Raw genomic sequence first — 24678 nt, 5'->3', positions numbered from 1 at the left:
AACAGTCGCGCGCGTGCGTGCGGTAATGGGAGCGCTAATGAACTGGTTGAACGAGCTGCTGAACAACGACCCGAACCCGGTGGAAAGCCAGGAGTGGATCGAGTCGTTGAAGGCCGTGATTGATGTCGAGGGCCCCGAGCGCGCGCATCAACTGTTGGAAGGCATGGTGGAGCTGACCCGTCGTTCGGGTGCGTACCTGCCGTTCTCTCCCACCACCGAATACGTGAACACCATCGCGCCGAACCTGGAGGCCAAGAGCCCCGGCGACGCCGACCTGGAATGGCGCATCCGTTCGATCATCCGCTGGAATGCGATGGCCACCGTGGTGCGCGCCAACCGCAAGCCGGGCGACCTGGGCGGCCACATCGCCAGCTTCGCATCGGGCGCCACGCTGTATGACGTCGGCTTCAACCACTTCTGGCGCGCCCCGAGCGACAACCATCCGGGCGACCTGTTGTTCATCCAGGGCCACAGCGCCCCGGGCATCTATGCGCGTTCCTACCTGGAAGGCCGCATCGACGAAGCGCAGCTGGACAAGTTCCGCATGGAAGTCGACGGCGGTGGCCTTTCCAGCTACCCGCACCCGTGGCTGATGCCGGATTACTGGCAGACCCCGACCGTGTCGATGGGCCTGGGCCCGCTCGCCGCGATCTACCAGGCGCAGTTCCTGCGTTACCTGGAGAACCGTGGCCTGATCGAAAAGTCCGACCGCAAGGTGTGGTGCTTCATCGGCGATGGCGAGAGCGACGAGCCGGAAACCCTGGGCGCCATCGCACTGGCCGGCCGCGAAGGCCTGGACAACCTGATCTTCGTGGTGAACTGCAACCTGCAGCGCCTTGATGGCCCGGTGCGCGGCAACGGCAAGATCATCCAGGAACTGGAAGGCGTGTTCCGTGGCGGCGGCTGGAACGTGATCAAGCTGCTGTGGGGCGGTTACTGGGATGCCCTGCTGGCCAAGGACACCGATGGCGTCCTGAAGAAGCTGATGATGGAAACCGTCGACGGCGAATACCAGAACTGCAAGGCCTTCGGCGGCGCGTATACCCGCGAGCATTTCTTCGGCAAGTACCCGGAAACCGCTGCGATGGTTTCGGGCCTTTCCGACGACGACATCTGGCGCCTGAACCGTGGTGGCCACGACCCGCACAAGGTGTTCGCCGCCTACCACCAGGCCGTGAACACCAAGGGCATGCCGACGGTGATCCTGGCCAAGACGGTGAAGGGCTACGGCATGGGCAGCGCCGGCGAGGCACTGAACCCGACCCACCAGACCAAGAAGCTGGACGACGAAGCGGTGCGCCACTTCCGCGACCGTTTCAACATTCCGGTGACCGACGAGCAGCTGAAGGACGGCCAGGTGCCGTTCTACCACCCCGGCCCGGATTCGCCGGAAGTGAAGTACCTGCAGGAACGTCGCGCCGCGCTGGGTGGTTACCTGCCGCAGCGTCGCCGCAAGGCCAGCAAGAGCTTCAACGCACCGAAGCTGGAAACCTACGAGCGCCTGCTGAAGAGCAGTGGCGAACGTTCGTACTCCACCACGATGGCCTTCGTGCAGAGCCTGAACATCACCCTGCGTGACAAGGAACTGGGCCCGCACATCGTGCCGATCGTGGCCGACGAAGCGCGTACGTTCGGCATGGAAGGCCTGTTCCGGCAGATCGGCATCTACGCCCCGTTCGGCCAGAAGTACAAGCCGGTGGATGCGGACCAGCTGATGTTCTACCGCGAAGACCAGAGCGGCCAGGTGCTGCAGCAGGGCATCAGCGAGCCGGGTGCGATCGCATCGTGGATGGCCGCCGGTACCAGCTATTCGGTTTCCAACGTGCCGATGCTGCCGTTCTACATCTATTACTCGATGTTCGGCTTCCAGCGCGTGGGCGACATTGCCTGGCAGGCCGCCGACATGCGTACCCGCGGCTTCCTGCTGGGTGGCACCGCTGGCCGCACCACGCTGAACGGTGAGGGCCTGCAGCACGAAGATGGCCACAGCCATCTGGCCGCTGGTGGCATCCCGAACGTGCGCAGCTATGACCCGACCTTCGGTTTCGAAGTGACGGTGATCCTGCAGCACGGCACCAAGGCGATGATGGAAGACCAGGTGGATGAGTACTACTACATCACCCTGATGAACGAAAACTACACCCACCCGGAAATGCCGGAAGGCGCGGCCGAAGGCATCGTCAAGGGCATGTACCTGCTGACCGACGCCGGCAAGCCGAAGAAGAACGAGCTGCGCGTGCAGCTGCTGGGTTCGGGCACGATCCTGCGCGAAGCGATTGCCGCGGCCGAGCTGCTGGACAAGGACTTCGGCGTAACCGCCGATATCTGGAGCTGCCCGAGCTTCAACGAACTGCGTCGCGATGGTTTCGATGCCGAGCGTTACAACCGCATGCACCCGGAAGGCGAACAGCGCAAGGCGTACGTGACCGAGCTGCTGGAAGGCCGCCAGGGTCCTGTGATTGCAGCGACCGACTATGTGCGGGCGTATGCGGATCAGATCCGTGCGTTCATCCCGGGGCACTACACCGTGCTGGGTACGGATGGCTTCGGCCGTTCGGATACGCGTGCGAACCTGCGTCGTTTCTTCGAGGTAGATAGGTACTACATCGCGCATGCGGCTATTGCGGCGCTGGCGAAGGAAGGGAAGATGACCGGGAAGGATGTGGCCCGGGCTATCAAGCAGTACAAGATTGATGTAGAGAAGTCGAACCCTGTTGGGGTTTGATGGGGCGAAGTACTTGCGCTCAGTCAGGAAATCTGGCGAGGCGGTATGCAATCGTAGGCAAGGCGAAGACCCTCCTCTAAGATGTTAGAGGGGGGTTTCGTTTGATTGGAGTGCGCGAGCATGGGCCATTCTGAGCTGGATCCAGAAATTAAGAACTCAACGTGCCGAAGTTCTTAAAAGAATGCCTTTCAAGTGCGCAACCGAACGCGCCAATCACCCATTCCGCTCTCGTTTCGTTTGTATAGTTTTTGTCAGGATAGTCAAACATGTATGACAATGGGCCCGTCGCGTTGGACTTGTTCTGTGGATCAGGTGCAGTTTCACTTGGCCTAAAACAGGCCGGCTTCAATGTGGTTGGAGCCGTGGACTACGAGGTAGGCGCGTGTCGTACTTATAGAGCGAATCACCCCGCCGTTCGTCTGATTGAGAAGGACATCAAGAAGGTCGACCCAAACGAATTCTCTGACCTAATCCCAGAGGGTCTCGACCTCCTCGTAATTTGTGCGCCTTGCCAACCGTTTAGTAGTCAGAATAGAGCCAAATCTAGTGCTGATAAGAGAGCAGGATTGCTGGATGAAGCAAAAAAGTTCATCACGCGCTACGAGCCGCGGATTGTTTTCCTTGAGAACGTGCCAGGATTAGCATCAACTTCGATATTTGGTGAATTCACCGAGTGGTTGCATCGCGAGTTTGGCTACCAAGTGGGAGAGCCAATGCGCATAAATGCGGCAGACTCCGGTGTGCCACAACGTAGAATGCGCATGATTTTGGTCGCCACTAAGGGTGTAGTGCTGCGAGACGCTCTCAATATAATGCTGCATCCGAAGGTGACGGTTGGAGACGTCATTGGCGATCTTCCGGTGCCGCCTATTGGCCGTTCCGAAGATTTGGAGGATCCACTTCATTTCGCAAGACGGCACTCTGCCCTCAATCTAGAGAGGCTAAAGCACATTCCGCTCAACGGCGGGGGAAGAAGCTCTCTACCTGCGCGATTGAGGCTCGCATGTCACAAAAACGCCAAAAGCTCTGCTTTTTCTGATACTTATGGGCGAATGTCTCTCGCAGACGTCGCGCCCACGCTGACGACCGGCTGCACTGATATAACGCGTGGAAGGTTTGCGCACCCGGTGCAGAATAGAGCAATAACATTGCGCGAAGCTGCCCGGATTCAGTCATTTCCTGATGATTATATTTTTCACGGGAACGCAAATCAAATTGCGATGCAAATCGGAAACGCCGTCCCTCCAAGGATGATGTTCAATATCGCACTTAGTATGATGGCGGCGCTCCAGCCGCTGTCCAACTCTAGTGTAGCCATCGATGCGGAAAGTTGAAGGTGTGATGGTGAAACGTTTCTGATCTGCTCTGCGGTGTAAGCGCGGAGCATTGAAAAAGCCAGTGAGCTGATAGGAGGGCGACTGTGACAAAGCTCAAGGTAAGAGCCAGAGCGGTTGATATGCTGGGCCGCCAACAGATTGCAGGCATACCAAATGCAATCCACGAGCTCTTTAAGAACGCGCATGACGCGTACGCTGATCGAGTTGAAGTTGATTACTTCAGAAATAATCATGTGCTTGTCATTCGAGATGACGGCTATGGCATGACTAGGTCTGATGTCGAGAATCGTTGGCTCACGCTGGGTACAGAGTCACGTCTAAATGCGAACAGCGCAGTAGAGGGCGCGGATCAGGAGTGGCGTGGGCCTCGGCATCCAACAAGGCGATCGATTATGGGGGAAAAAGGCATTGGTCGCTTGGCGATTGCTGTCATAGCCCCAATCACTCTGCTGCTCACTCGCGCGGCCCGCCCTGAAGGCCTGCACAATCTGGTCGTGGCGCTTGTCCACTGGGGAATATTCGAGCAGCCTGGCCTAGATATTGGTTTGATTGATATCCCCATTGAGGAGTTTAGCGGGGGCAAGGTTCCGACGCAAAAGGATGTCTCTCAGCTTGTCGATCGGGTTGAGGCGAATCTGGACTCTCTTGCTGACCAGATTGATCCAAAGGCACTCGTCTATTTGAAGAAAGACCTGGCACGGATGCGGCTAATAGGTCCTGATCTAATCGATAATTCCTTAAATCAGGATCTTGCGCCCGATAAGAAACTCACTCTATCGGGAAGCGGCTATGGAACAACCTTCATAGTTATACCCGTTGCTCCGGAGCTTGACGATGACATTGATGGCGCGGGCGATGGTGAGTCCTCGAAGCTTGAGAGAAATTTGCTTGGCTTCTCTAACTGGATGGCATTGGAAAAGTCGGTAATTAGAACGGAGTTCCGTGATCACGGCATCGAGGGGGTCACCGAACGTATTGGCCCCAAGAGTTTCTTTAGTGCCGATGACTTTAACAAAACTGACCAGTTATTTGAGGGTGAGTTTAATTCTGATGGTCAATTTGTTGGGTCGGTTTCGATCTACGGTAAGTCGCGCAGCTTTGTGTGCAATTGGATTGATGGGAAGGGCCGTGCCCCACGGTGCGGGCCGTTCCGATTGAAATACGGGTATGTTCAGGGGCGGGCTAACGAATCTCGGCTCGCTCCCGCCGACTGGGTAGAAATGACTTCAAAAACACAACGTGTTGGGGGTCTATATATTTACAGGGACGGTATTCGAGTTCTGCCGTATGGAAATTCTGATGTGGACTGGCTCGACATTGAGAAGAGAAGAACCTATTCAGCCAGGGATTGGTTCTTCTCATATCGCCGCGGGTTCGGATATATCGAGATAAGCCACCAGGATAATTCATCGTTAACCGAGAAGGCCGGCCGTGAAGGTTTCAGGGAGAATCTCGCCTATCGAGATTTTCGTTCCATTCTGGTCGGATTCTTCAAGCAGCTCGCGTACGAGTTCTTTCGCGCAACCTCTCCTCAAGGGGATGATTACTCGAGAGCTAAGGAGGAGTTGGTCGCTCAAGCTGAAATTCTCAAGAAGCAAAGTGCTCGTGCGTCTGCAAGACGGGCCGCGTTTGAAAAGGAGATTGATTCCTTCTTTTCTAGGCAAAGCGCTGGATATTTTGAGAAAGAGGCAGACGAACTTAAGGTCGTGCTGAGAGAAAGAATAGATAACCTGTCCGACATAAAGGAGCCAGCCCCCGCTGCGCTGAAATTTAGACAGCTCGAAGTGGAGGCGCGTCAGCGACTGAGGGATATTTATCAAAAGGTACAGGTATCGCTGCCCAGAGGACTTGCCTTAACAAAAAATCTATCGAAAGATTGGGCTGCTTATCAGTCTGTCTCCCGCCAGATTGCTGAGGATGTCCTCCAGCCTCTGCAAGCGATCGTGGATGAGACATTGGCAGACTACGCTAAGGGGACCATTCCAGAAGCGGAGCGCCGGGAATTTGCGCTTCGGGATATGGAGGACTACAAGGCAGATGTTATTAGAGAGTTGGCGATTCTTAGGAAAGAAGCGGCGGATGCTAGCGAGAAAATGACCGCTGCCGTAGCCGACACACTAAAGAAGGAATTCTCACAGCTCAGAGTTCAGATTGAGAATGCCACTGGGGATTTTGCGGTGCGATCTGTCCAAAATCCTCATCTTCTCGACTCTTTGAGGGCCGGCGCTCAGGAATATATCAGGGAGCTTGTCAAGTCGGAAGCGAGCCTCTTTGGCTCCCTGAAGCGTCAGATGATTGATCTGACCGAGGCGATAGAGGCAAAGGAAACACTTGATGATCGTCTTGGCGCGATTGAAGCAAGAAATCAGGTCCTGGAAGAGCAGTTGGGCTTCTACTCGGAATTTGCTCAAATGGGAATGTCGGTTGGTATTCTTCAGCACGAGTTCGAAGGTGCCGCTCGAGGCATACGTGGCGCCATTTCGAATCTGAAACCCTGGGCAGACAAGAATGCTCCACTTCAGCCCATTTACAAGAACTTGAGAACTCATGTCGAGCACCTTGACGGGTACTTAAAGGCGCTTGATCCGCTAGGCAGAAGGCTACATCGTTCGAGGGTAACGATTTCGGGTAGCGAGATCATCGAGATTGTTCGGAACGTCTTCCAAGATCAGCTTTCGGCAGAGACAATTGAGCTGGAGGCCTCAATGGAGTTTAGGGCTTTCAAAGTTGAGGCGAGATCGTCAGCTCTCGTGGGCGCATTCATTAACATAATAGACAATGCCATTTATTGGCTAAATGTCGGTGGGCTTCAGAGGAAGGCCATAAAACTGGACGCTGACCGCAGGGGCTTTCTTTTGTCCAATAATGGGCCAGCTATCGAAGCCAGGCTGCGTGATCGCATCTTTGAACTCGGGGAGACGCAGCGGCCCGGCGGTAGGGGGCTTGGTCTAGCTATCAGCAAGGAAGCTCTTGGTCGCGAAGGGTTTGAACTGATTCTCGTCTCTTCTGATAGGGACTCTACCGTGTTCGGGATATTTGAGAAGGAATCAAATGATGGATAAGACGGATCTCCAGGGCGCGCAGCAGCAGGATGCGGATGGTCGATGCGTAGACGCGCATTCGGAATGGGATATTCATGTCGACCTCGCGGTCAAAGAATTCTTGAAGACTGCTGTCGTCATCGACAACGAGCCCGAGCTTGTAACTTCACCGAGAGCAGAGATGTCTGGTGAGATTGCAGCCGATAGTGGTCTTGGTGATGAAGCTGCCACATTAGAGGTTCCCGAGCCAGTCGTTGAGCTAAGCGCTCACGGGCTAGATGTTCGCGGCATCTCAGATGATTTTTCGTCCAGGGGTATTGCATGCGCTTTCGTTCTCCCGAATGATGCTGATGGTAATGTTGCGCAGAAAATCGAGCGAGCTGTCTCTGCATCAATGGTTTCGGACTTGGTAATCATCGACTGGTACCTGCAGCCGCAAGATTCATCCGTGACGATAAAAGTGGTTGAAGAAATAGCTCGTCGTGATCATGGCGAGAATGGACGGTTGCGGCTTGTCTGCATCTACACAGGTGAGGTTCTGAGCCACGGCATATTTGATGATGTGAAGAGTGCCATGCTGCGTGGTGGTATTTCCTTGGCGGACGTGCCAGGTCAGGACTTTTGCGCGGCGGGAGAGAGTACTGTCGTAGTAATGAAGAACAAAACATCCACGCCGGTTTCGCTTCTGCCATCCGAGTTAATTAGGGCTTTCGGTTATTTCGCAGATGGTCTAGTTCCGTCATTCGCTTTGGCTGCAGTGGGGGCGATTAGGAAAAGCGCCCATCATATGCTGACAAGATTCGGAGCATGGTTGGACCCAGCCTATGTTGCGAATTACACGATAACTAATCCCAGAGAGGATGTGCCTCAGATGATTCGCGAGTTGCTCGTTTCTGAGTGCGATTCTGCGCTGGGGTTGGAGCGTGTTGCCGATCGATTTCTCGATAAGCGGCCCGTGATGGGGTGGCTAGAGGCAAAGAAATCTCAGGTCACCGAGCAGAAGAAGGGAGATAGCATTGTTGACTTTTCCTTGCTCAAGGAGATAGTTGAAGGTGGCGTAAAAGACGATAAGGTGTTCAGAGGAATTGACCGGGACGTGCAGCTGCTCCGTGAGCGGCGCTGGTTGATTTCTTCCTCCCTTGCTGGATCGATCGAGAAATCAAAGCAGTCGGAGCATGAATTCGCGCGATTGGTTGCCCTAAAACGCGAAGCGCATGGTCGATCAAAGGTTCCAAGTGACGAGCATTGGAGGCCATCCCTAACGACAGGTAGCCTTGTAACATATAGGCCGGGTGCTGGAGCTGACATTGAGTATCTCATCTGCCTAACCCCCGCTTGCGATACGTTGAGGCTCAAAGAGGACGCAGCATTCGTGTTCCTAAGAGCTAGGGTGAACGCCGAGAAGTACGGACTGGTTATTCGTGAGGCCGGCGCGGTCGAGAAATGCCTGGAGATTGATTCAAAAAGACCATTCATCAGGTCCTTCAACTTCGCTCCGGATAATTCTATGCAGCGAGTTCTGGCCGGGCGTGAGAATAATTCGTTTGTCTTTTGTGACGTTGAGAATGCGAAGTTCGAATGGATAGGAGAAATCCGCTATACGCGTGCAGTGAGTGAGGCGGCCGCCATGCTCGGTAGTTGGATGAGAATTGGTGTAAGTGACTCGGAGTACTTGAGGCTTAGCTCCTTGGGAAAGATTGGGAAGTAGGCATGCAACGATCTCATGTGGCGCACTTGTTTTACCTCATGAGGAAGATTTGTGCGCCGCATGCCTTCCCTGTATTGAACTCACTGAATTGATGTGTGCGTAAACGCAGGTGGCTTTCCCTGCCTACTTTGGATCTGTCGAGAAGCGCGGAGAGTCTCCTTTTTTTGGGTTCGGGCGACGATGGCCGCCGGCAGGCGGCCTGGGTTCTCAGTAAGGCGAGCGGATGAGCCTGTCTCCCTAGAGGACCGCAAACTGGCTCATCGCCTCTTTCCGTCCATGGCTGTTGCCGGTCCAGTTGGCCGTGATGTTGCGTGGACCCAACCAGATCAGCTTGGTCGCTGCCTCATCGGTGGGGAAATGCCCTCAGGTCTTGATGGCTTTGCGCAACTGCGCATTGACGCTCTCGATGGCGTTGGTGGTGTGGATGACCTTGCGGATTCCCATAAGGAAGACGAAAAATGGGGCGACGCGGTCCCGAACTCACCGCCAGGGCCATTGTCAGGGTGGGTACCGGAGGCCCAGGCGGGCCGGCCTCAAACGCCGCGAGCGCCTGTTCTGCGGCCTCGGCATGGGTCGCCTGGTAGATCGGCTGGGAGGGGCGCTGCGAGCGGCTTATGGTTTTCCAGTCCGCGCAGTCGAGGGCGTTCCGAGTCAAATGCACGATGCAGGTCTGCGGGGCGGTGGCCGGGTACGCCGCCGCCAGTGCGTCGGGCATGCCCTTCAGGTCGTCGGTCACCGCGATCAGGATGTATGGCCGGTCTAGTCTTCCACGCCGCGCGCTTTGAGATCGTTGAACACCCTCATCCAGAACTTGGCGCCCTCGGTGGTCTCAATCCAAATGCCAAGGATGTCCCGCGTGCCACCAGGCGGTACGCCCAGCGCCAGGTAGACCGCATTGCTGAATGCCAGGCCTTCTTCGCGGATCTTCACACGCAGTGGGTCGAAGGTACTACCGGATACATCGGCTCCGATGGGCGTTGCTGCCACAGGGCCACTTCTTCAAGAACTCCGTCGGTTACCGAGCTGATGAAGTCCGGCGACACCTCCGTGGCGTACTGCTCGGCCAGGAACGCATGGACATCCCGGCCGCTCATGCCTCGTGCGGACATGGCGATGATCTTGTCGTCAAAGCCGGCAAAGCGCCGCTCGTGCTTGGAGATCAGGATCGGCTGGAAGCTGCCGTCGCGATCAGGGGCCATATCCAACCGCTGCGGGCCATGGTCAGTCAGTACCGTCTTGCTCTCTTTCCGTTGCGCTGGTTGCGCGCCTCGGGCCGGAGCTTTGCGCCTGCGGAGTAGCCCAAATGGTGCCCAGGTTCGGCCCCCGGTGCACGCTTGATCAGTGCCATCTTCAGGGCTGCCGAGATGTCCTCGATCTTCCCGGCGCTCATCGTCCCAGTGGCGAGCTGATCAATCCGCTCCTTCGGCAGCCTTGGCAGGTTACGCGCTGTCTGGCGTGGCGTCTTCTTCTTCTTGGTTGGCATACATGTTCTTCTTCAACATGCTATGTCCGAAAACAAAGTTTATGAGATTCCCCGAATCCCTCAACGAGAACTTGTTCCCGACATTGCTCCATAGCCGTACCAGCATCTAAAGCTGGTGGGGCGACCTACTACGAAGAAAGACCCAAACGAGCGCTTGGCGGGCTCTCCTCCGCCAGAACGCCGCGCAGTTGGCGGCGAAGAAAGATAACACCGGACTCTAAACCAACCCACTATCCAGGCCAAGGGGCCGTCGACGGCGGGCTCCATCGCCCGAACACAAAAAACCGAACACCTTCTTCGATCCTAGCTCTTTACTCGATTCGATATCTGTACGCAATCGGCTGGAGCCGCTCCTGATCTACTCGCCAAGGCATCTGCACGTTGGATATCCCTCCGTTCGCGATGGGTCCAGAGGTGCTGTCGCTAAGCTTTATGCCGTGCAGCACAAACAACGCGTTGTTTGGATAGCAGGCCAAATGATGGTCAACTTCGTTGCGAGTGAGGACAACATCTCCGAGTTGGCCGGTAGTGCCCTTCACCTCTACAAAAGCAGTCTCTAGCCCCCGTGTAAGCTTCAGATCATAGGATTGGTGAGAACTGGTGTCCTGAACTTCGTAGCCCTGCGACGAGAAGTACTTAGTTGCTGCTGCCATTGCCTGTAGCTCAACGACTCGGCGCTCGGCAGGTGTGAGGCCATATCCTTGGCCCCTAAACGCTCGGCCCGATGTGGCCAGCTCGATTGCATCCAAGGCGGATATGACATCTAGGGAGGTCTCCCCCGTCTGGATCTGTGCGGACCTACCGGCGTAGATGCGTCCAAGACGCCCCGCCATAGCACGCAGATCGCTCGAAATTTGAAGCTCGTTGGGCAGATCGTGCGAGGGGTAATAGTAGCTAGTTGCGGTAGTACTTTCATACGCGAGTGCAAGATCGCCTTGGCCGAGTTCCATCTGATTCGAGAGACGGTCGTCGGTACCGATCTCATCGATCAGCAGATCCCTAGCCCACCTTACTAGTCGTCGCCTTTCACTCTCCGATCGTGCAACAAAACCGCCAGCTGCGCCCTCTTTGGAGGCATGCGCCAGTGCGAGGTAGACGCCTGCGCCGTCCTCACGGAACAGGAAAACCACGTACCAACCCAACGTGGCGCGGGGCGAAAGATTCTTGGAGGCAAAGCGCACCCAAGGAACCAGCGATCGGCGTCCTAGGCCATCACGACCCTCTATCAGGAGATCGCCGGGTTCCAGCCCGATACCGACGCGCATATCTTCCGAATAGAGAGCGAGGGAGGCCGGCAGAGAGTGCCTAATCAATTGACCGCGGGCTCTCATTGCCTCGTTTAGGTCAGAGCTGTACTCCCTCTGCAGTGCGAGAACGCTTCCAAGTTCTTCCTTGATCCCCATTGCGACGCTTCCGAACATTTCCGATAGCCGCTATCTATACCTCGTGTCGCAAACGGCTGCAATCCGGTGCTGGCGTTGGCTTGCAGTCGCCCACCTAGCTACCTTCCGAGAGCGCAACTGCTAGCTATCCGTAGAGCCCCTGTCAGCGGTCAAAACCTATCCACCCGACAGCGATCAAATCCTCCCGCAAGCCAGCGAAGCATCTTTCGCCGGAAGGTCGCAGTACTAGCCCAGCTCCTTCCGATCCATCCCAGCGTCCGCATGGTCGATGGCATAGAAGCTCAGCCTGACTCATCAAAGTCCCGCAGCCGATCCCGATCAACTCATAACGCCGTCTGCTCTCCCAAAGATCGGATCAGGATGCGTGCACGCCGTCCCAGCCGCTAAGACTCAAGAGAGACTCGAGGCCGCCCGAACTGAGTCTGCCGCATGGGAAGTTCAGTGCCGCTGCAAGGGCCAGATCCTCCGCGCATCAATCGAACTGGCTCGCTACGGGCGCCCAGGTTAATCTGTCCCGCAGCAATAGCCCGATTTCACACGGATAGGATCCCTTGAATGGCAAACACCAATCAACCGAGGAAAGGCGAGTTCTTCCAGCTGCAGCCTGACGCCACGCGAGGTGGGAAGGGCCACGGGGTGATCTTCGAGAATGAGCAGGAACTGCTGACGCCACCGCGTCTCATCCTTCAGCCCAAGACGGGTGGATTTCCACCGCTGCGTGAGACTCCTCGCTTGGTCTATCACCCGCGAGAGGGTGTGCTCCCCCAGGACCTCGAAGGTGGTATGAGCGGCTACTGGCTTGTCTCGGATCGTCTACGCCAAGTTATGGAAGCGGTTGATCCTGAAGCGTTTGTTTTCGCTGAAACCGATTACCGACTGGCTGACGGCTCTCCGGGGCCGACCTATTTCCTGTGCGATGTGATCCGTACGGTAGATGCCCTCGACGAGGAAGCTTCCACTCTCGATCTTGTGGTAAGTGACGATTACGAAGAAGGGAAGTACTACGGTCTCACGGGTGAGGTGCGCTTGGCCTTCAAGCGCGACGTGCTGGGCTCGGCGCACGTCTTCAGATTGCCGTTCCATGGCGGGGTCTTCTGTGATCGGGTGTTTAAGGACGCCGTAGAGGACGCAGGCATCGTCAACGCAAAGAATTCCAACGGTCTCTGGTTCTACGACGTGGTCAACCGTTAAGCCAGAAGCATAGGCGACAGGAAGGAGCCTGATCCATGCCCAACTACTCGACACACTTCCAAGACCATCATGGCATTGAGCAGCAGACGCTGAAGAACAGCGCGTTGCTTGCCAAGCTACAACAGCTTGGACGGTTCGACATCCACGCGCCGGAAAATCGGCTTTTCCTCCCTGTTAACCCCCAGTTCGCAGACACCTTAGGCGTCACACCGCACAATGGCGGTCCGCTTGGTGCCTACCAAAAGGGGATGCTGGAACGCCTGGATGACTTGGCGAGAACAAGGGACGGTAGGGCCGCTCTGGAAGGTGATCCGGCCGCCATGGATCGTATAGTCCACCGAGTCGAGCAACTACGTGACACGGTCAAGGTCGGCCTGATCAACGGTGATTTGAATACGAATACACCGCTCGGCCAAACGGCTGCGCTGACCAATCAAAAAGTCGAGGACTTCTTCCGAAATGCTTGGGCATACAACAAAAACCACGCCCAACAAATAGAAGCCCTGAAAGGCTTCACCGGCATAGACCACGGCTGGGGCGCAGTTGCTAGTTCAGAGTCACGCATCGTCACCACGCTCAACCAGATTCACGTGGACAGCCGCCCACCGACGCGCGGCGGCAACATTGAACTCCAGCGCAGCGGCCTGTCCCTCGCCATCGCCAACGCACACCACGACGGCCGCATCGTCCTATCCACCCAGGGCATCCACACTGTTGAAAAGGTACTTGGCGAGGAGGCTGCTTACCGCATCCGCGTCCCCCGCGGCCAACAAGGCGCCGCGTCCCTCGATCTCCTGATGGGCGAGGCATCTGCCCGCACGCTCGTCCGCTCCGGCGGGTTGCTCGCCACAGGCGCCGATGCCGTACTCACCGCCCGCCGCTCGGCCGAGCTGCTCGAACAGGGCAACGCCACCGCAGCCCAATCCGAACTCAACCATGCCATCGCCCGCAACATGGGCGGCTGGGCGGGCGGTGCCTCGACGGCCATGGCCCTTGGCGGCAGCGGCTTCGTGCCGGCTGCCGTGGTCGCGGCGGACGCCCTGCTGCTAAGCAAGGCCTTCGACAAAGGCGCGGATCTGCTGGACAACCGCGCCATCTACCACCAGACGGACAAGGCTGGCGTGGACTGGCAGTTCAACGGCCGGAACTGGGAACGGCAGGCGGCGATCGACCGCACGGCCGATGGCCGGAGTAACCCGGTTGAGCAGGGCATAGCGGCCAGCTACGAGAAGTCCCAGGAGCTCGGCGCCATGGCGGGCGCCAAGGCGGTGGAGCTCGCGCTGGCCAAGACCCCGACGCCCCAAGATCCCTTCCGCATTCCCGCCCAGCCAAGCGACCAGCGCGGGTTGGACAATGCAGACTGGCACCGAAACCCGGACAGCCAAGCCTGGGAACGCCAGGTCAAGACCGGGCTTTCCGGCGCCAATGACCGTGGTACTTACGAAACCCAGGTCGCCACGCCGGAGCGTGCCCAGCAGCTCAACCAGCAGTCGCTGGGGCGCATTGAATCCAACATCGCGACGGGCCAGGAAGCAATGGCGGCGACCTACCTGGCAGGCCATGCAGCCCAACGCGCGCAGCAGTACGGCGTTGCTATTCCCGCAGCGGTCGAGTCGGTGAAGGCCACCCCGCATGTAGTCCTCGGCTCGGATGGGCACCGCTATCAGCGTAGTGAAGCCGGGCACTGGCAGGGTGCGGAAGGGCAGGCCAGCGGAAACCTCGCCGCCGAGCTGGAACTCACCAACCAGATGCGCCAGCCCTCGCTGGAGCAGTGGCAGGATGAGTTGGCAGCCATCCAGTCCCGGCCGGCACCGTCGCCCGCGCAGGTGGAACAGAATGAGCTTGTGCATCGCTACCGCAGTGCCGGTGTAGATCTTTACGTAAACCCTGAAACCCAGCAGGCGATCGAACTGGCCGTGCAGCGCACCCGCGAGGCCAGCGGCATCACCGGACCGTCGCTGCAGCAGCTGCAGCGCAACGAGAGCGGGCAGTACGGGTATGACAGCCCCATTGCGCACTATCAGACTGGGCAGGATGGTGTGGCTCGCCAGGTGGCCGTTACGGGGAGCGATGAGCTGCGCCAGGCGCTGGGTGAGGTCCGCGCCCAGCAGGCAGTGCAGGCCCCCGTTCCGAACTCGCCGGAACTACGCATCGCCGCGCTGTCGCCCGATGAGCGCGAGGCCTACCAGCAGGCACTACGCGAGGCCAATCGCCAAGGCGTTTCCACGCAGGAAGCGCAGCAGGTGGCCAGCTTCGCTGCAGTCAGCGTGCATACGCCGCTGCAGGATGAGACCCACGCGCCGCAAGCGGCCGTTGATGTGGAGCGACAGCGCGATGCGGAGCCGGCAGCTGCCCTACCGCCGCAGACGATCCAGCCGGCCGCCGCGGTGGCCATGGCAGCAGCGCCCCCTGGCGCCGCGCCGGCGGAACCAGAGCGCCTCCAGCAAGCTCCGCCACGCGTGCAGCGAGAGGAGCTGCACGCCGAGCAGAATGCGCGTGCGGGCGCAAAGGCGAGCGAGGAGACGAGCCAGCGTGAAGCGCATAGCGCGCAGCAGGCCCAGACGCGTGCACCCACAACTACAGAGCACCATGCCGCTCAGGTCCAAGCTCCCGGCAGCCCGCAGCAGCCTGCGCAGGAAAGGGAGGCCAGCGTACAGCAGCGGCCGCCGCTTGCGCCTGAGTCAGGTGCCGATGCCTCAATCATCGCGACCACCGCGCAGCAGGTACCGTCGTTGCAGCAGCGCCCGACTGAGATTGCGGCGGCTGAATCTGCTTCGCATCCAGTGCCTTCCGCGAGTGCCCAGCAACCGCCCCATACGCCCATGCAGCCCGAGATTGAGGCCGCACAGCAGCCGGTGCACTCTGCTTCGACCACGCAAGCAGCCACTGCCTTTGCCGATGAGGCACAGACGCCACGTCCGTCCCCAGCACCCCTGCAGCCCGAGCATCCCGACCACGCGCTTTACCAGCAGGTGCGCGCCGGTGTGGCGGCGCTGGATGCCCGGCACGGGCGGGAATTCGACGAAACCAGCGAGCGCATGACTACCAGCCTGCTTGTACTGGCTAAGGACAACGGTCTTGAACGGGTGGACCACGTCCTGCTGAGCCAAGCGACGCCTGAATCACACGCAGGGAAGAATCTGTTTGTTGTCCAGGGTGAGCCGGATAACCCGGCGCACCTGCGTGCATCGATACCCACAGAACAGGCAGCGCAGACGCCGGTTGAACAGTCTGTGCAACAGTTGGAAGTGGTCAGTCAGCGGCAGGAGCAGGAAGCGTTGAAGCAGCAGCAGCAGGAGCAGGTGCAGCTGGATCAGGTGCAACAGCAGGATGCGCAGGCGCGTTCGATGGGCATGCGCTGAACCTCCTTCCTGTCAGTCCTCCAACGTTGGCTTCCGTTGCCTATTCACCCCTTGCACGTGTGGCTAGCCAGCATCGCGTTGCATTCCTACGTCGCTATTCTCCCCCACGACCACCAGTCCAGCCGCGCCAGCTCATAATCCTCGGCAAAGGCCATCGCCGCCTGGTCTCCCGGCAGGTCCACATACCGCTGCAGGACGGCCGCGTCCGCCCCAGCAGCCAAATGATCAACGGCGAAGTAGCGCACCAGCGTGGCATCAAACGCAGTCAGCCACGCCTCCGGCATGGGTGCCACGCCGACCACTCAAACCACCTCTATCCGCAACCGGATACCCAGCGCCCGCATGGCGCCCAGCACGCTGTCGAAGTAGAGCGGGCGGGTACCGCTCAGCTGCCGGCGCATGGCGTCGCTGCTCAGTCCGCACTCGTACGCGACGTGGCTCATTCCATATAGCTCGGACGCCAGCAGGAGGGATCGCGCGAAAGTCGATTCATCGTAGTTGATCATATGCAGGCGGCCATCCAGATACTCGGCCATTTCCGCTGCACGCAGATTGGTGACGCGCGCGTTGGCAAATCTGTTGTCCGGCACGCTCATGGCTGGCCCCCCATGGCACCTGCCGATGACCGCACCAGTTCTCGTCCGCAGACGCTCAGCTCTTCGATCAGGAAGCGGCCGAGCCCGCTATCCTGCTGACCGTCCTGCTGCCTCATATGCAACGAGTGCAGCACTTCAAAGATGGAGGCCAGTGCCTGCAGCGTGCGGATGGACACGGCCACATCAGCCTCCCGCTGAGGCTCCCCAGCGCAGCCGCAGGCAGTCAGCGGCACACCGGGTTCGGTATCGCGCACCACGCGAAGGTGCATCACGCGGCGCGCGTTGGTGCGTGACGTCTCAAACTCTTCGAGCCTGCGCTCAAGGCGCTCTATGAAATGCGGCGGGAAGTCGATCATCCGGTCGCCCATCAAGGCATACAGACGCTCTGCGCTAAGAGGATAGTGCGGATCCATCGGCGTACCTCACAAGGCTTGAGGCCACCTGCGCCGAGGCGTCAGGTGGCGGGCGATGCGGGTTGGCATACCGGGCGACCAAACCAAAAGACCGGCGGATCAGGGATCCCCACGCACCGCCCACCGTAAGACCGGTAACCGATGCAGTGCATTCTCCGCCGTGCCCAAAGGGCAAAACAGAGTCCAAGGTTTGGTGCGCTAACAGGATGCCAATCCCGGCTGACGCTCTTCGTCGCCAGCGCGTCCATACCATCAGCCATAGGTCATTGCGTACATGGGCGAATCTGCAAAAGTGACAGCGCATGGTTCTTCATAGGCGACGCAAGCGTGATCCCGGCCCATGGGCGCCCGGGGCTCACCGCAACGGCCTGTTGCGAACGTGGCGGCGGCCCGAAGCGACACGCGGCCTCACATTATTTTTGCAACTCCTCCCCCGGCCGTTGCTAAGTTCGCCCCATGCCACCCAAGGAACCTGCGATGACCCGGACGTCCCCCCTGACCCTGCTTGCCCTCTGCCTCAGCCCCGCCTTGGCCTTCGCACAGGAGCTCTCCGTGGCGCAATATCATGATCAGCTGCGGGCATAGTCTGAGCACGCAGCAGGAAACACGAGCTCTTGTGCAAGCGTGGGGAGAAGAGGGCTGGTGGGGTCCGAAACTGAACCGCGGACGCTTCAATGCTTAAGCTTCGCCTGTCGCTGCCGATAGCAGCAGATCGATCAGTCCAGGAAGGGCAACGCATGAAGCTCCTGCTGCATGATGAGAACTCGAAGAATTTCCTGCGTGAGCACTATGCAGCGGCCATCGCCGACGCGGTAGAGCTGTATATCGTTTCCGCTTACCTAACACACTGGGATTCAAGTATCCCGGCCCCGGCAAACGTTAAGCGCCTACGCGTAGTAGTCGGGATCGACTTCGGAATCACCCGGAAGGTAGCCTGCCGTGAGCTGCTGAACTGGATGCCTGCGGACAAGCTGAATGATTTCCGCGCAGCGGAGGGAATCACTGGCTTTCATCCGAAAGCGATATTCTGGAAGACAGCCAGTGGTGATTGCCGCTCCATCGTCGGCTCATCCAACCTCACGCGAGCTGCGTTCGACGGCAACGTCGAAGCCAACGTATACGGCACCCTTTCTGCGAGGGAGTTTGCTGCTGCGCGGAGCTGGATCGAGGATATGTGCGAGCCCAACCTGTCGGTGCCGATTTCAGAGGAATGGATCGAGCAGTATCAGGAAGGTCAAGTCCGTCCGAAGCGCACCGCCGAAAGCCAACCGCAGGCGCTGTCAGCCGCCAACAGCTCGCAGACGCCAACGCCGGTTATTCAGTTCCAGTTGCCCGACATCTCGCCCGAACGCGCTGCGGAGCTCATGAGGCGCAGGCGCGGCCAGCTGGCGATATTCGAAAAGGGCAGAGGCCAGTTTCAAGCACTTTTCCGTGCTGCTGCGGCCGGCAATGTGAGCAGCGCTGATTTCTACGCTCAGATAAATCAGCTCTGGAGCTTGAAAGCAGGCAATCGTCTCCAAGGGGCCGGCTGGGAGAGAAGAGGCGCAAAGGCTGACTTCTGCGAACTCGCCCGTGCATTCGTCTCGATCCTAGATGCGACCAGTGCCGAGCGCGATTCCGTGGTCCGCACCCAGCTCAACAACCTGCGAAAGACAGCCAATCCTGCGCGTAAGGCTTGGTTTTCGGAAATGCTTTCGCTGCACTGGCCTGCACGTTATCCGGTACTAAACAAGCCCGTCAGGCAGTTCCTCGCCGAAAACCGGTTCCGTCCGCCGCGCCGGGCGCCCGAGGGCGTCCGCTACATCGATTTGGCGCAGAAGCTCGCGGCGGCCTTGTCTCGCGCACCTGCAGGATATCCGGCCAAGACCATTGCAGAGCTGGACTACCTAATTTGGGCAGTAGCACCCGGTAATGAAGATAGTTCTAAACAATAAGATCTTCACGCTGGTAGCCACGCACCACAGCTGAGCAAGCAATGACCTAGTCGCAGCCCGCCGATTCTGTCATCACTTCCCGATAAGTCGCTTCCCTTATGCTCGGCAGGGCAAGGAAACCAGACTGCACGTCACTCAGTGCGGGAAGCCTCGAATAGGGATGCATCATGTTGAAATCATCATCAGGACGCCTTCAAAGCACTGCGCTGGCTCTCGCATTGGCCGTGCTCTCCGCCTGTAGTGGTCCGCCGCCTGCGCCGCCGTCCGTAGCGCCGCTTGATGCCGTACAGGCGGCCGCACGCACGCGGGTGCCGCTGACGCGGCCTGTCGCGCTGGATAAGCCGGGTGTGATTGCGGATCTGGAGTTTGATCTGCCGCCGCCTGGGGAGCTGGCAGGCTCTTCGTTGGTTATTGGTATTCGGATCGCTGAGGAGACGCCGAAGGCGATCGTTGCGCGGTCAAGCCTGATCGTGCGGGAAGGGCTGCCAGCACGCGTGCGCCTGCAGAAGCTTGACGGAGAATCGCGGACTGATGTGTCCCTTCTGCGAATAGCGCCGGAGTTGAAGAAGCGAGTCGAGCTTGGCGCTGATGGCTTCACGCCCAAGGCCTCGCCACATAGTGTCAATACAGGGATGATGCGCGAGGCTGGTCTGCTGCAGGACGGGCTTATCTATGATGAGCTCGCGCTTGCTTACGCGGGCTCGCCCGCGCCTGGCCGATACCACGTAGTGATCGAGTTGCTGGAGGATCGTCCAGCGCTCAAGGACAGTCCGGCTGAATTGATCATCGCCTATGACGGAAAGTCGAAGTGACCATGGATAAGAATGACGCATATACCCTGACCGTTTACGTGGCAGCGCCTGGCACGCCGATGGTGAATCCTGAGCAGCCGAACGAGTCCCGGGGGACATCGCTGACAGGACATATGTATCTGGAGACATCCCACGGCGCCGATGTGCGCAGCGCAGGTTGGCAGCCTGGGGATCGCCTACCCGGCGGCGGATATCTAGGCGATCCCGCAACTACCGACACCTCGACCTACGTCGCGCCGTATTACGCGCGCACTATCGAGATCAGCGAAGAGCAGTTCAACAAGATCCGCGAGTACTCGGCTGACCCGGTGAGGTACGGTCTGGATGCGAAGTACGACGCCTTCAGCAACAGTTGTACGGATTTCACCTGGGGCGCCCTCAACCACGCGGGGCTCCACGCCAAGGCGGTCGGCATCGAGTTCAAGAACTTCGAAGGCGTCATTCAACCCGCGAGGAATGTTCCGCATATCCAGAGCATTGAGGCGCCTTTTCCGGATAGCCCGCTCAACAAGGAAGAGCGAAACCCGTTGCCGAAGCAGACGTTCGAGCAGTGGCTGTATACCAGCAATGACCAGGCCTTGGGCGGGCAGATATCGCGGGGTGTTGCGGCACTCGACGCCTCCCACGGCCGTACCCCGGACGAAGCCAGCGAGCGCATGTGCGGCAGCCTGTTCTGCCTGGCAAAGGAAAACGGCCTGTCCCGCGTGGACCACGTGCTGCTCAGCCAGGCTAATGAGCAGGGGCACGCAGGCACCAACGTGTTCGTCGTCCAGGGCGATCCGTCAGACCCCGCGCACCTGCGCGCCAGCATGCCCACTGCGGTCGCAGTGCAGACGCCCGTGCATGAATCGATGGAGCAGGCGCAACACATCAGCCAGTCGCAGCAGCAGGTGGCCATGCAGGAACAGAGCCAAGTGCAGGAACAGCAGGCCGCCGTGCAGCGGATGGGGTGAGCCTGTAGAGCCGACTTCAGCCGGCTGGATTGAGGTTGTTCAAGCTGTGCCGACCAAGGTCGGCACTACAGGGACGTCACGGACGTCACGGACGTCACAGGTCGATTACTTCACCTCAGCCCGGCCAATCTGCGCACGTACGCCATCCTCCATCTGTTTCCAGTCCTTCAGCCACGTGCGCTGGTAGCTCATCTGGACGAACAGATTCCGCTTGGCATCGATGAAGTAGTGGATGCAGCCGGCGAGCTGCGCGGGGTCCATTGCGGCGATGGTGGGGTCGTTGCGCCCGCTGAGCGAGGGCTGCAGGGCCTTCGGGGGATCGCACGAGATGAAGGTGCCCAAACTGCCATCGGCGGACTTGGCGATGTACCAGTCCGGTTCATTACCGGGCGTGCGCGTCAGGGCCTTTTTGTAGCGGGCCTGGTAATCGCGGGCGTAGGCCGTCATCAGCTGTTCGTTGACTGTGTAGGGCGACAGTCCCCACTGCGGTGGCTGTTGCAGGCGCAGTTCCAGGCGCTCGCGTGGGTCGCGCCGCTCCAGGGAACCCGCTGCGCTGCTGCCGTCATTGTCCAGCTTGCGTTCCAGCATCGCCGTCGCCGATAGGCCTTCAGGGAATTCGATGGTGATCGGCACCTCGGCCAGCATTGCCTGCACCGCAGCCGCGCCCCGTAGGTTCGAGTCTGTGACGCGTGGACACATGGTCGGCGCGATGAGCGTGAGCTCCACCGGGCCCCGCGCGGGCGGCGCTTCGTCACCTGCCAACTCGCTCAATGGCCAACGGTAGGCCTGCGTGCCCAACACCACTACGGCGCTACCGGATTGATTGCCCGCGTACGCGCAGGGAAGCAGGCCGGCGAAAAGGATCGGAATCAGCACCGCTCGGGGATTTACTGACGGACGTGCCATGGGAAATCTCCACTCAGGTTGGTCCGATGGACTATGGAGATCGCTTGATGGACGAAAACCTGCTGGTCATCGATAGGCGTTACAGGTGCGTGGGAAGCGTCGTGGAAGACACCTTCAACGCGTGTTTCGCAGTGCGATTGGCGCCCTACCTCACTTCAAGGGGCGCGCTGGTCACAGGAATAAGGTGTCGTGCATGCGCCGAGGACCGACCAAAGTCGGCCGCCTCCGGGGAGGACGCGTCCACGGAGCTGGGTTACCATGTCGTCCTCAGCCAGCCTGCCCACGCATTCGTCGTGTGGCCGGCCGCTTCGGTGTTTCTGCACTGCATACGCGGCCGCGCGAGCCAAGGATCTTTCCTGACTCACACAAGGACGCTGCAATGAATTCGATCTCTTCCAAGACCCGGGGCATGGCCCGTCGCTGCACCGTTGCTGCCTTTGCCGTGGCGATTGCCATCGGCATGGGCGTGCCGGCTGCCTACGCGGCCACGCCGGCCGTCAGCAGCGCTGCCGCCGTGCAGCGCAGTGCCGTGGCGCAGGGCCTGTACGAGCTGGCCTACAGCGCCAGGCAGAACGCGGTCTACGTGGCCTCTTCGGGCGGCTTCGGCGACGGCGCCGGCCCGGCCCAGGTGCTGAAGCTGGACCCGGCCACCTTGGCCGTGCAGGCCACCATCCCGCTGGAGCGCAAGGGCTTCGGCGTGGTGCTGGACGATGCCAATGACCGCCTGTACGTGGGCAATACCGTGGACACCTCGGTGACGGTGGTCGACACCGCGCAGGGCAAGGCGCTCGGCATCGTGCAGCTGATGGAAAAGAAGGTGGGCAAGGATGGCAAGGCCAGCTACACCCACGACCTGCGCGAGCTGGTGGTGGACGGCGCCAACCACCGCCTGTACGTCACCGGGCACTCTGGCCAGGGCAGTGTGCTGTTCGTGGTGGACACGCAGTCGCTGAAGCTGCTGGACACTATTCCGGGCCTGGGCAACGCAAAGGCACCTGGCCTGGCATTGGATGCCGCCAACAAGCGCGTGTACACCAGCAACCTGCTGGGCGAAGTGGTGGTGGTAGGTACCGATACCGGCAAGGTGGAGCAGCGGTACAAGGTCACCGCCGAGCAGCCGATGAACATCGCGCTGGACCCGGCCGGCCCGCGTCTTTTCATCACCGACCAGGGCTCGGAGATGATCCGCAAGTACCAGGGCAGCAGCATCGAAGGCTTCACGTCCACGCACCCCGGCAAGCGCGTGCTGGTACTGGACCGAACCACCGGCAAGGAACTGGCCAGCATCCCGGCCGACGCCGGCACCCTGGGCATCCTGCTGGACGCACCGCGCAAGCGCCTGTACGTGACCAACCGCGAAGCAGGCACGGTGACCGGCTATGACAGCGACAGCTACCAGAAGACGGGCGAGTGGTCAGTGCCCACGCACCCGAACAGCCTGGCACTGGATGCCAGAAGCAACGTGCTGTACGTGAGCATCAAGAACGGCGACAAGGAAGAGAAGGGCGCACAGGAAAGCGTAGCCCGCATCGCCCTGTAACCCGGTAGTGAAGGCCGCTGGCCGTCAAGCTTTTGCGCGTGATGCCGCAAGCGGAGGGTGGGTGACGACCGTTGGTCGTCACTGATCCTTCCGGCGCCGGTCCGTCCTCACTCCGCGAACCGCTGACGCTGCACCCCGGTCGCCTACCTTCTGCGCCTGTTGCGAAAATTCACTACTGAAAGAACGGCGAGAAGTAAGGAAAAGCAGCCTAGGTAGCCGAGCAAATAGTGTCGGAAGAACAGCGCCTCTTCTTCCAAAACCTTGACCACCAACACTGCGGTGCATAGGGCGAAGATTGCGAAAGTCACGGCCGCGTTTATGAGATGAATGGCGTTCTTACTCATGGCGATCCCAGCCAGCCTTATTCACCATCCAAGAAACAATCTTGTTGGTTGCAAAGACCCACGCGATCGCAAAGATTGGTGTCAGGTTGTTTGCTATGCCGGGCGTATTCCAGGCTATAAGAACTCCGCAAGCGTATACGAGCACAAATGCCAGTGAGGCGAGAAATCGTTTCATGTGACTATCTTCCTCTGGGGGGCATCCCCGTACTTCATTGCCATCACGTCCAGGTACAGGCCTGAACGGCATGACGTTGATGGGATCGATGCAGCCACCTACGGATAGACCTCGACCGAAAGCTCCAGTGACAGCTCGGCCAAGCGCCTCATATCGTCAGTTGCAAGCGTAAAGCCGCTGTCCCCTTCGACGAAGACGCCGACATACAGCTCGGTTATGCCGCCTGTGAGCGCGATCTGGCGGAAAAGTTCTTGGCTTACTTTCAGCTGATCGATCCAGTCGCTTAGTCCCCTCACCGACATTACGGTCATGTTTCCGTGACGACCCCGATCATATACTTTGGAAAAGCAGTTTCCGCAGACAGCCATCCTCAGGCAAGGGTGGCCGTCTTAACGGCGAAAAACGCGAGAGGATTTCAGCCTGATTAACATGCTGGGCTACTGGGGTCCGGTAAGTCACCTGTTGACACGTCGGACCTCTTTCCATTTCTCTTTGAACAGGAGGAGACCTTGGAATGCATATAGATCCATCAACCTCATCCCCGCGATCAATGCTGCCGTGGAGAGCATCTCGACGAAGTCTCCCCTGATGTCGGGCATAAAAAGGTAGCCGTACGCGAACGGGAGAGCCCCGCACAACGCGGCGTACGAGAATGCGTAGGAAATCAGCGCTACGCGAGTCGTCGCTGCCGCGACTCCAACGGAGAGCGGAATGACAAATAAGAATGGTGCTAGCATAATTACGAGGATGTGCAT

At 59.1% G+C, this 24678-nt stretch carries 17 protein-coding genes and 1 pseudogene; 10 read left to right on the top strand and 8 right to left on the bottom strand.

What is annotated here, in order from left to right; translation table 11 throughout:
• The first annotated feature begins 37 nt into the window (after positions 1-37).
• From aceE to H9654_RS10980, 4 genes are all read left to right on the top strand, one after another.
• Positions 38-2725: a pyruvate dehydrogenase (acetyl-transferring), homodimeric type gene (gene aceE / locus H9654_RS10995; RefSeq protein ID WP_182657260.1), complete on the top strand. Its 2688-nt coding sequence runs from the start codon at positions 38-40 to the stop codon at positions 2723-2725.
• A 266-nt stretch (positions 2726-2991) separates the two neighbouring features.
• Positions 2992-4059: a DNA cytosine methyltransferase gene (locus tag H9654_RS10990; protein ID WP_191770866.1), complete on the top strand. Its 1068-nt coding sequence runs from the start codon at positions 2992-2994 to the stop codon at positions 4057-4059.
• An 86-nt stretch (positions 4060-4145) separates the two neighbouring features.
• Entirely contained in the window at positions 4146-7124 is a 2979-nt protein-coding gene (locus H9654_RS10985; protein ID WP_191770865.1) for an ATP-binding protein, read from the top strand.
• On the top strand, positions 7117-8811 hold the full coding sequence (locus tag H9654_RS10980; RefSeq protein ID WP_191770864.1) for a response regulator receiver domain: 1695 nt from the start codon (positions 7117-7119) through the stop codon (positions 8809-8811). The genes H9654_RS10985 and H9654_RS10980 overlap by 8 nt, the downstream gene beginning before the upstream one ends.
• Before the next feature lie 237 nt (positions 8812-9048).
• On the opposite strand, the pseudogene H9654_RS10975 reads toward H9654_RS10980, so the two are convergent.
• Both H9654_RS10975 and H9654_RS10970 read right to left on the bottom strand, forming a co-directional pair.
• Positions 9049-10294: pseudogene (locus H9654_RS10975) on the bottom strand (IS256 family transposase).
• A 311-nt stretch (positions 10295-10605) separates the two neighbouring features.
• Entirely contained in the window at positions 10606-11697 is a 1092-nt protein-coding gene (locus tag H9654_RS10970; RefSeq protein ID WP_191770863.1) for an MrcB family domain-containing protein, read from the bottom strand.
• 555 nt (positions 11698-12252) lie between these two features.
• On the opposite strand from H9654_RS10970, the gene H9654_RS10965 reads away from it, so the two are divergent.
• Positions 12253-12888 (top strand): DUF1629 domain-containing protein, encoded by a 636-nt coding sequence (locus tag H9654_RS10965; RefSeq protein ID WP_191770862.1) that lies wholly within the window; start codon positions 12253-12255, stop codon positions 12886-12888.
• Positions 12889-12923: 35 nt separating this feature from the next.
• Entirely contained in the window at positions 12924-16250 is a 3327-nt protein-coding gene (locus tag H9654_RS17800; RefSeq protein WP_225212000.1) for an XVIPCD domain-containing protein, read from the top strand.
• 86 nt (positions 16251-16336) lie between these two features.
• On the opposite strand, the gene H9654_RS10955 is transcribed toward H9654_RS17800, so the two are convergent.
• The 3 genes from H9654_RS10955 to H9654_RS10945 are packed head-to-tail and all read right to left on the bottom strand — an operon-like array spanning position 16337 to position 17259.
• Positions 16337-16543 carry a hypothetical protein gene (locus H9654_RS10955; protein WP_406833469.1) on the bottom strand — a complete coding sequence of 69 codons (207 nt, stop codon included), beginning with the start codon at positions 16541-16543 and terminating at the stop codon, positions 16337-16339.
• A gap of 9 nt (positions 16544-16552) precedes the next feature.
• The gene (locus tag H9654_RS10950) at positions 16553-16846 is read right to left on the bottom strand and encodes a helix-turn-helix domain-containing protein (protein ID WP_191770861.1); all 294 of its coding nucleotides are present in this window, start codon (positions 16844-16846) and stop codon (positions 16553-16555) included.
• A complete protein-coding gene (locus H9654_RS10945; RefSeq protein ID WP_191770860.1) occupies positions 16843-17259 on the bottom strand; it encodes a hypothetical protein in 417 nt (138 codons plus the stop codon). The genes H9654_RS10950 and H9654_RS10945 overlap by 4 nt, the downstream gene beginning before the upstream one ends.
• A gap of 737 nt (positions 17260-17996) precedes the next feature.
• Here H9654_RS10945 and H9654_RS10940 point away from each other — a divergent pair.
• The 3 genes from H9654_RS10940 (at position 17997) to H9654_RS10930 (ending at position 20958) form a co-directional block, all read left to right on the top strand.
• The gene (locus tag H9654_RS10940) at positions 17997-19193 is read left to right on the top strand and encodes a phospholipase D family protein (protein ID WP_191770859.1); all 1197 of its coding nucleotides are present in this window, start codon (positions 17997-17999) and stop codon (positions 19191-19193) included.
• Positions 19194-19360: 167 nt separating this feature from the next.
• Positions 19361-20005: a hypothetical protein gene (locus tag H9654_RS10935; protein WP_191770858.1), complete on the top strand. Its 645-nt coding sequence runs from the start codon at positions 19361-19363 to the stop codon at positions 20003-20005.
• 2 nt (positions 20006-20007) lie between these two features.
• Positions 20008-20958, top strand: coding sequence for an XVIPCD domain-containing protein (locus H9654_RS10930; RefSeq protein WP_191770857.1), 951 nt, complete (start codon positions 20008-20010; stop codon positions 20956-20958).
• A 105-nt stretch (positions 20959-21063) separates the two neighbouring features.
• Here the strand turns inward: H9654_RS10930 and H9654_RS10925 are convergent, their stop codons facing one another.
• Positions 21064-21864: a hypothetical protein gene (locus H9654_RS10925; protein ID WP_191770856.1), complete on the bottom strand. Its 801-nt coding sequence runs from the start codon at positions 21862-21864 to the stop codon at positions 21064-21066.
• Positions 21865-22243: 379 nt separating this feature from the next.
• On the opposite strand from H9654_RS10925, the gene H9654_RS10920 reads away from it, so the two are divergent.
• The gene (locus tag H9654_RS10920; RefSeq protein WP_225211999.1) at positions 22244-23404 is read left to right on the top strand and encodes a YncE family protein; all 1161 of its coding nucleotides are present in this window, start codon (positions 22244-22246) and stop codon (positions 23402-23404) included.
• 617 nt (positions 23405-24021) lie between these two features.
• On the opposite strand, the gene H9654_RS10915 is transcribed toward H9654_RS10920, so the two are convergent.
• Both H9654_RS10915 and H9654_RS10910 read right to left on the bottom strand, forming a co-directional pair.
• On the bottom strand, positions 24022-24234 hold the full coding sequence (locus H9654_RS10915; protein ID WP_191770855.1) for a hypothetical protein: 213 nt from the start codon (positions 24232-24234) through the stop codon (positions 24022-24024).
• 144 nt (positions 24235-24378) lie between these two features.
• The gene (locus H9654_RS10910) at positions 24379-24678 is read right to left on the bottom strand and encodes a hypothetical protein (RefSeq protein WP_191770854.1); all 300 of its coding nucleotides are present in this window, start codon (positions 24676-24678) and stop codon (positions 24379-24381) included.

This window comes from Stenotrophomonas lacuserhaii, assembly GCF_014836545.1.
Lineage (GTDB): Bacteria > Pseudomonadota > Gammaproteobacteria > Xanthomonadales > Xanthomonadaceae > Stenotrophomonas > Stenotrophomonas lacuserhaii.
The sequence above is the reverse complement of the archived record's forward strand: the minus strand, read 5'-3'. Positions and strand labels throughout refer to the sequence as shown.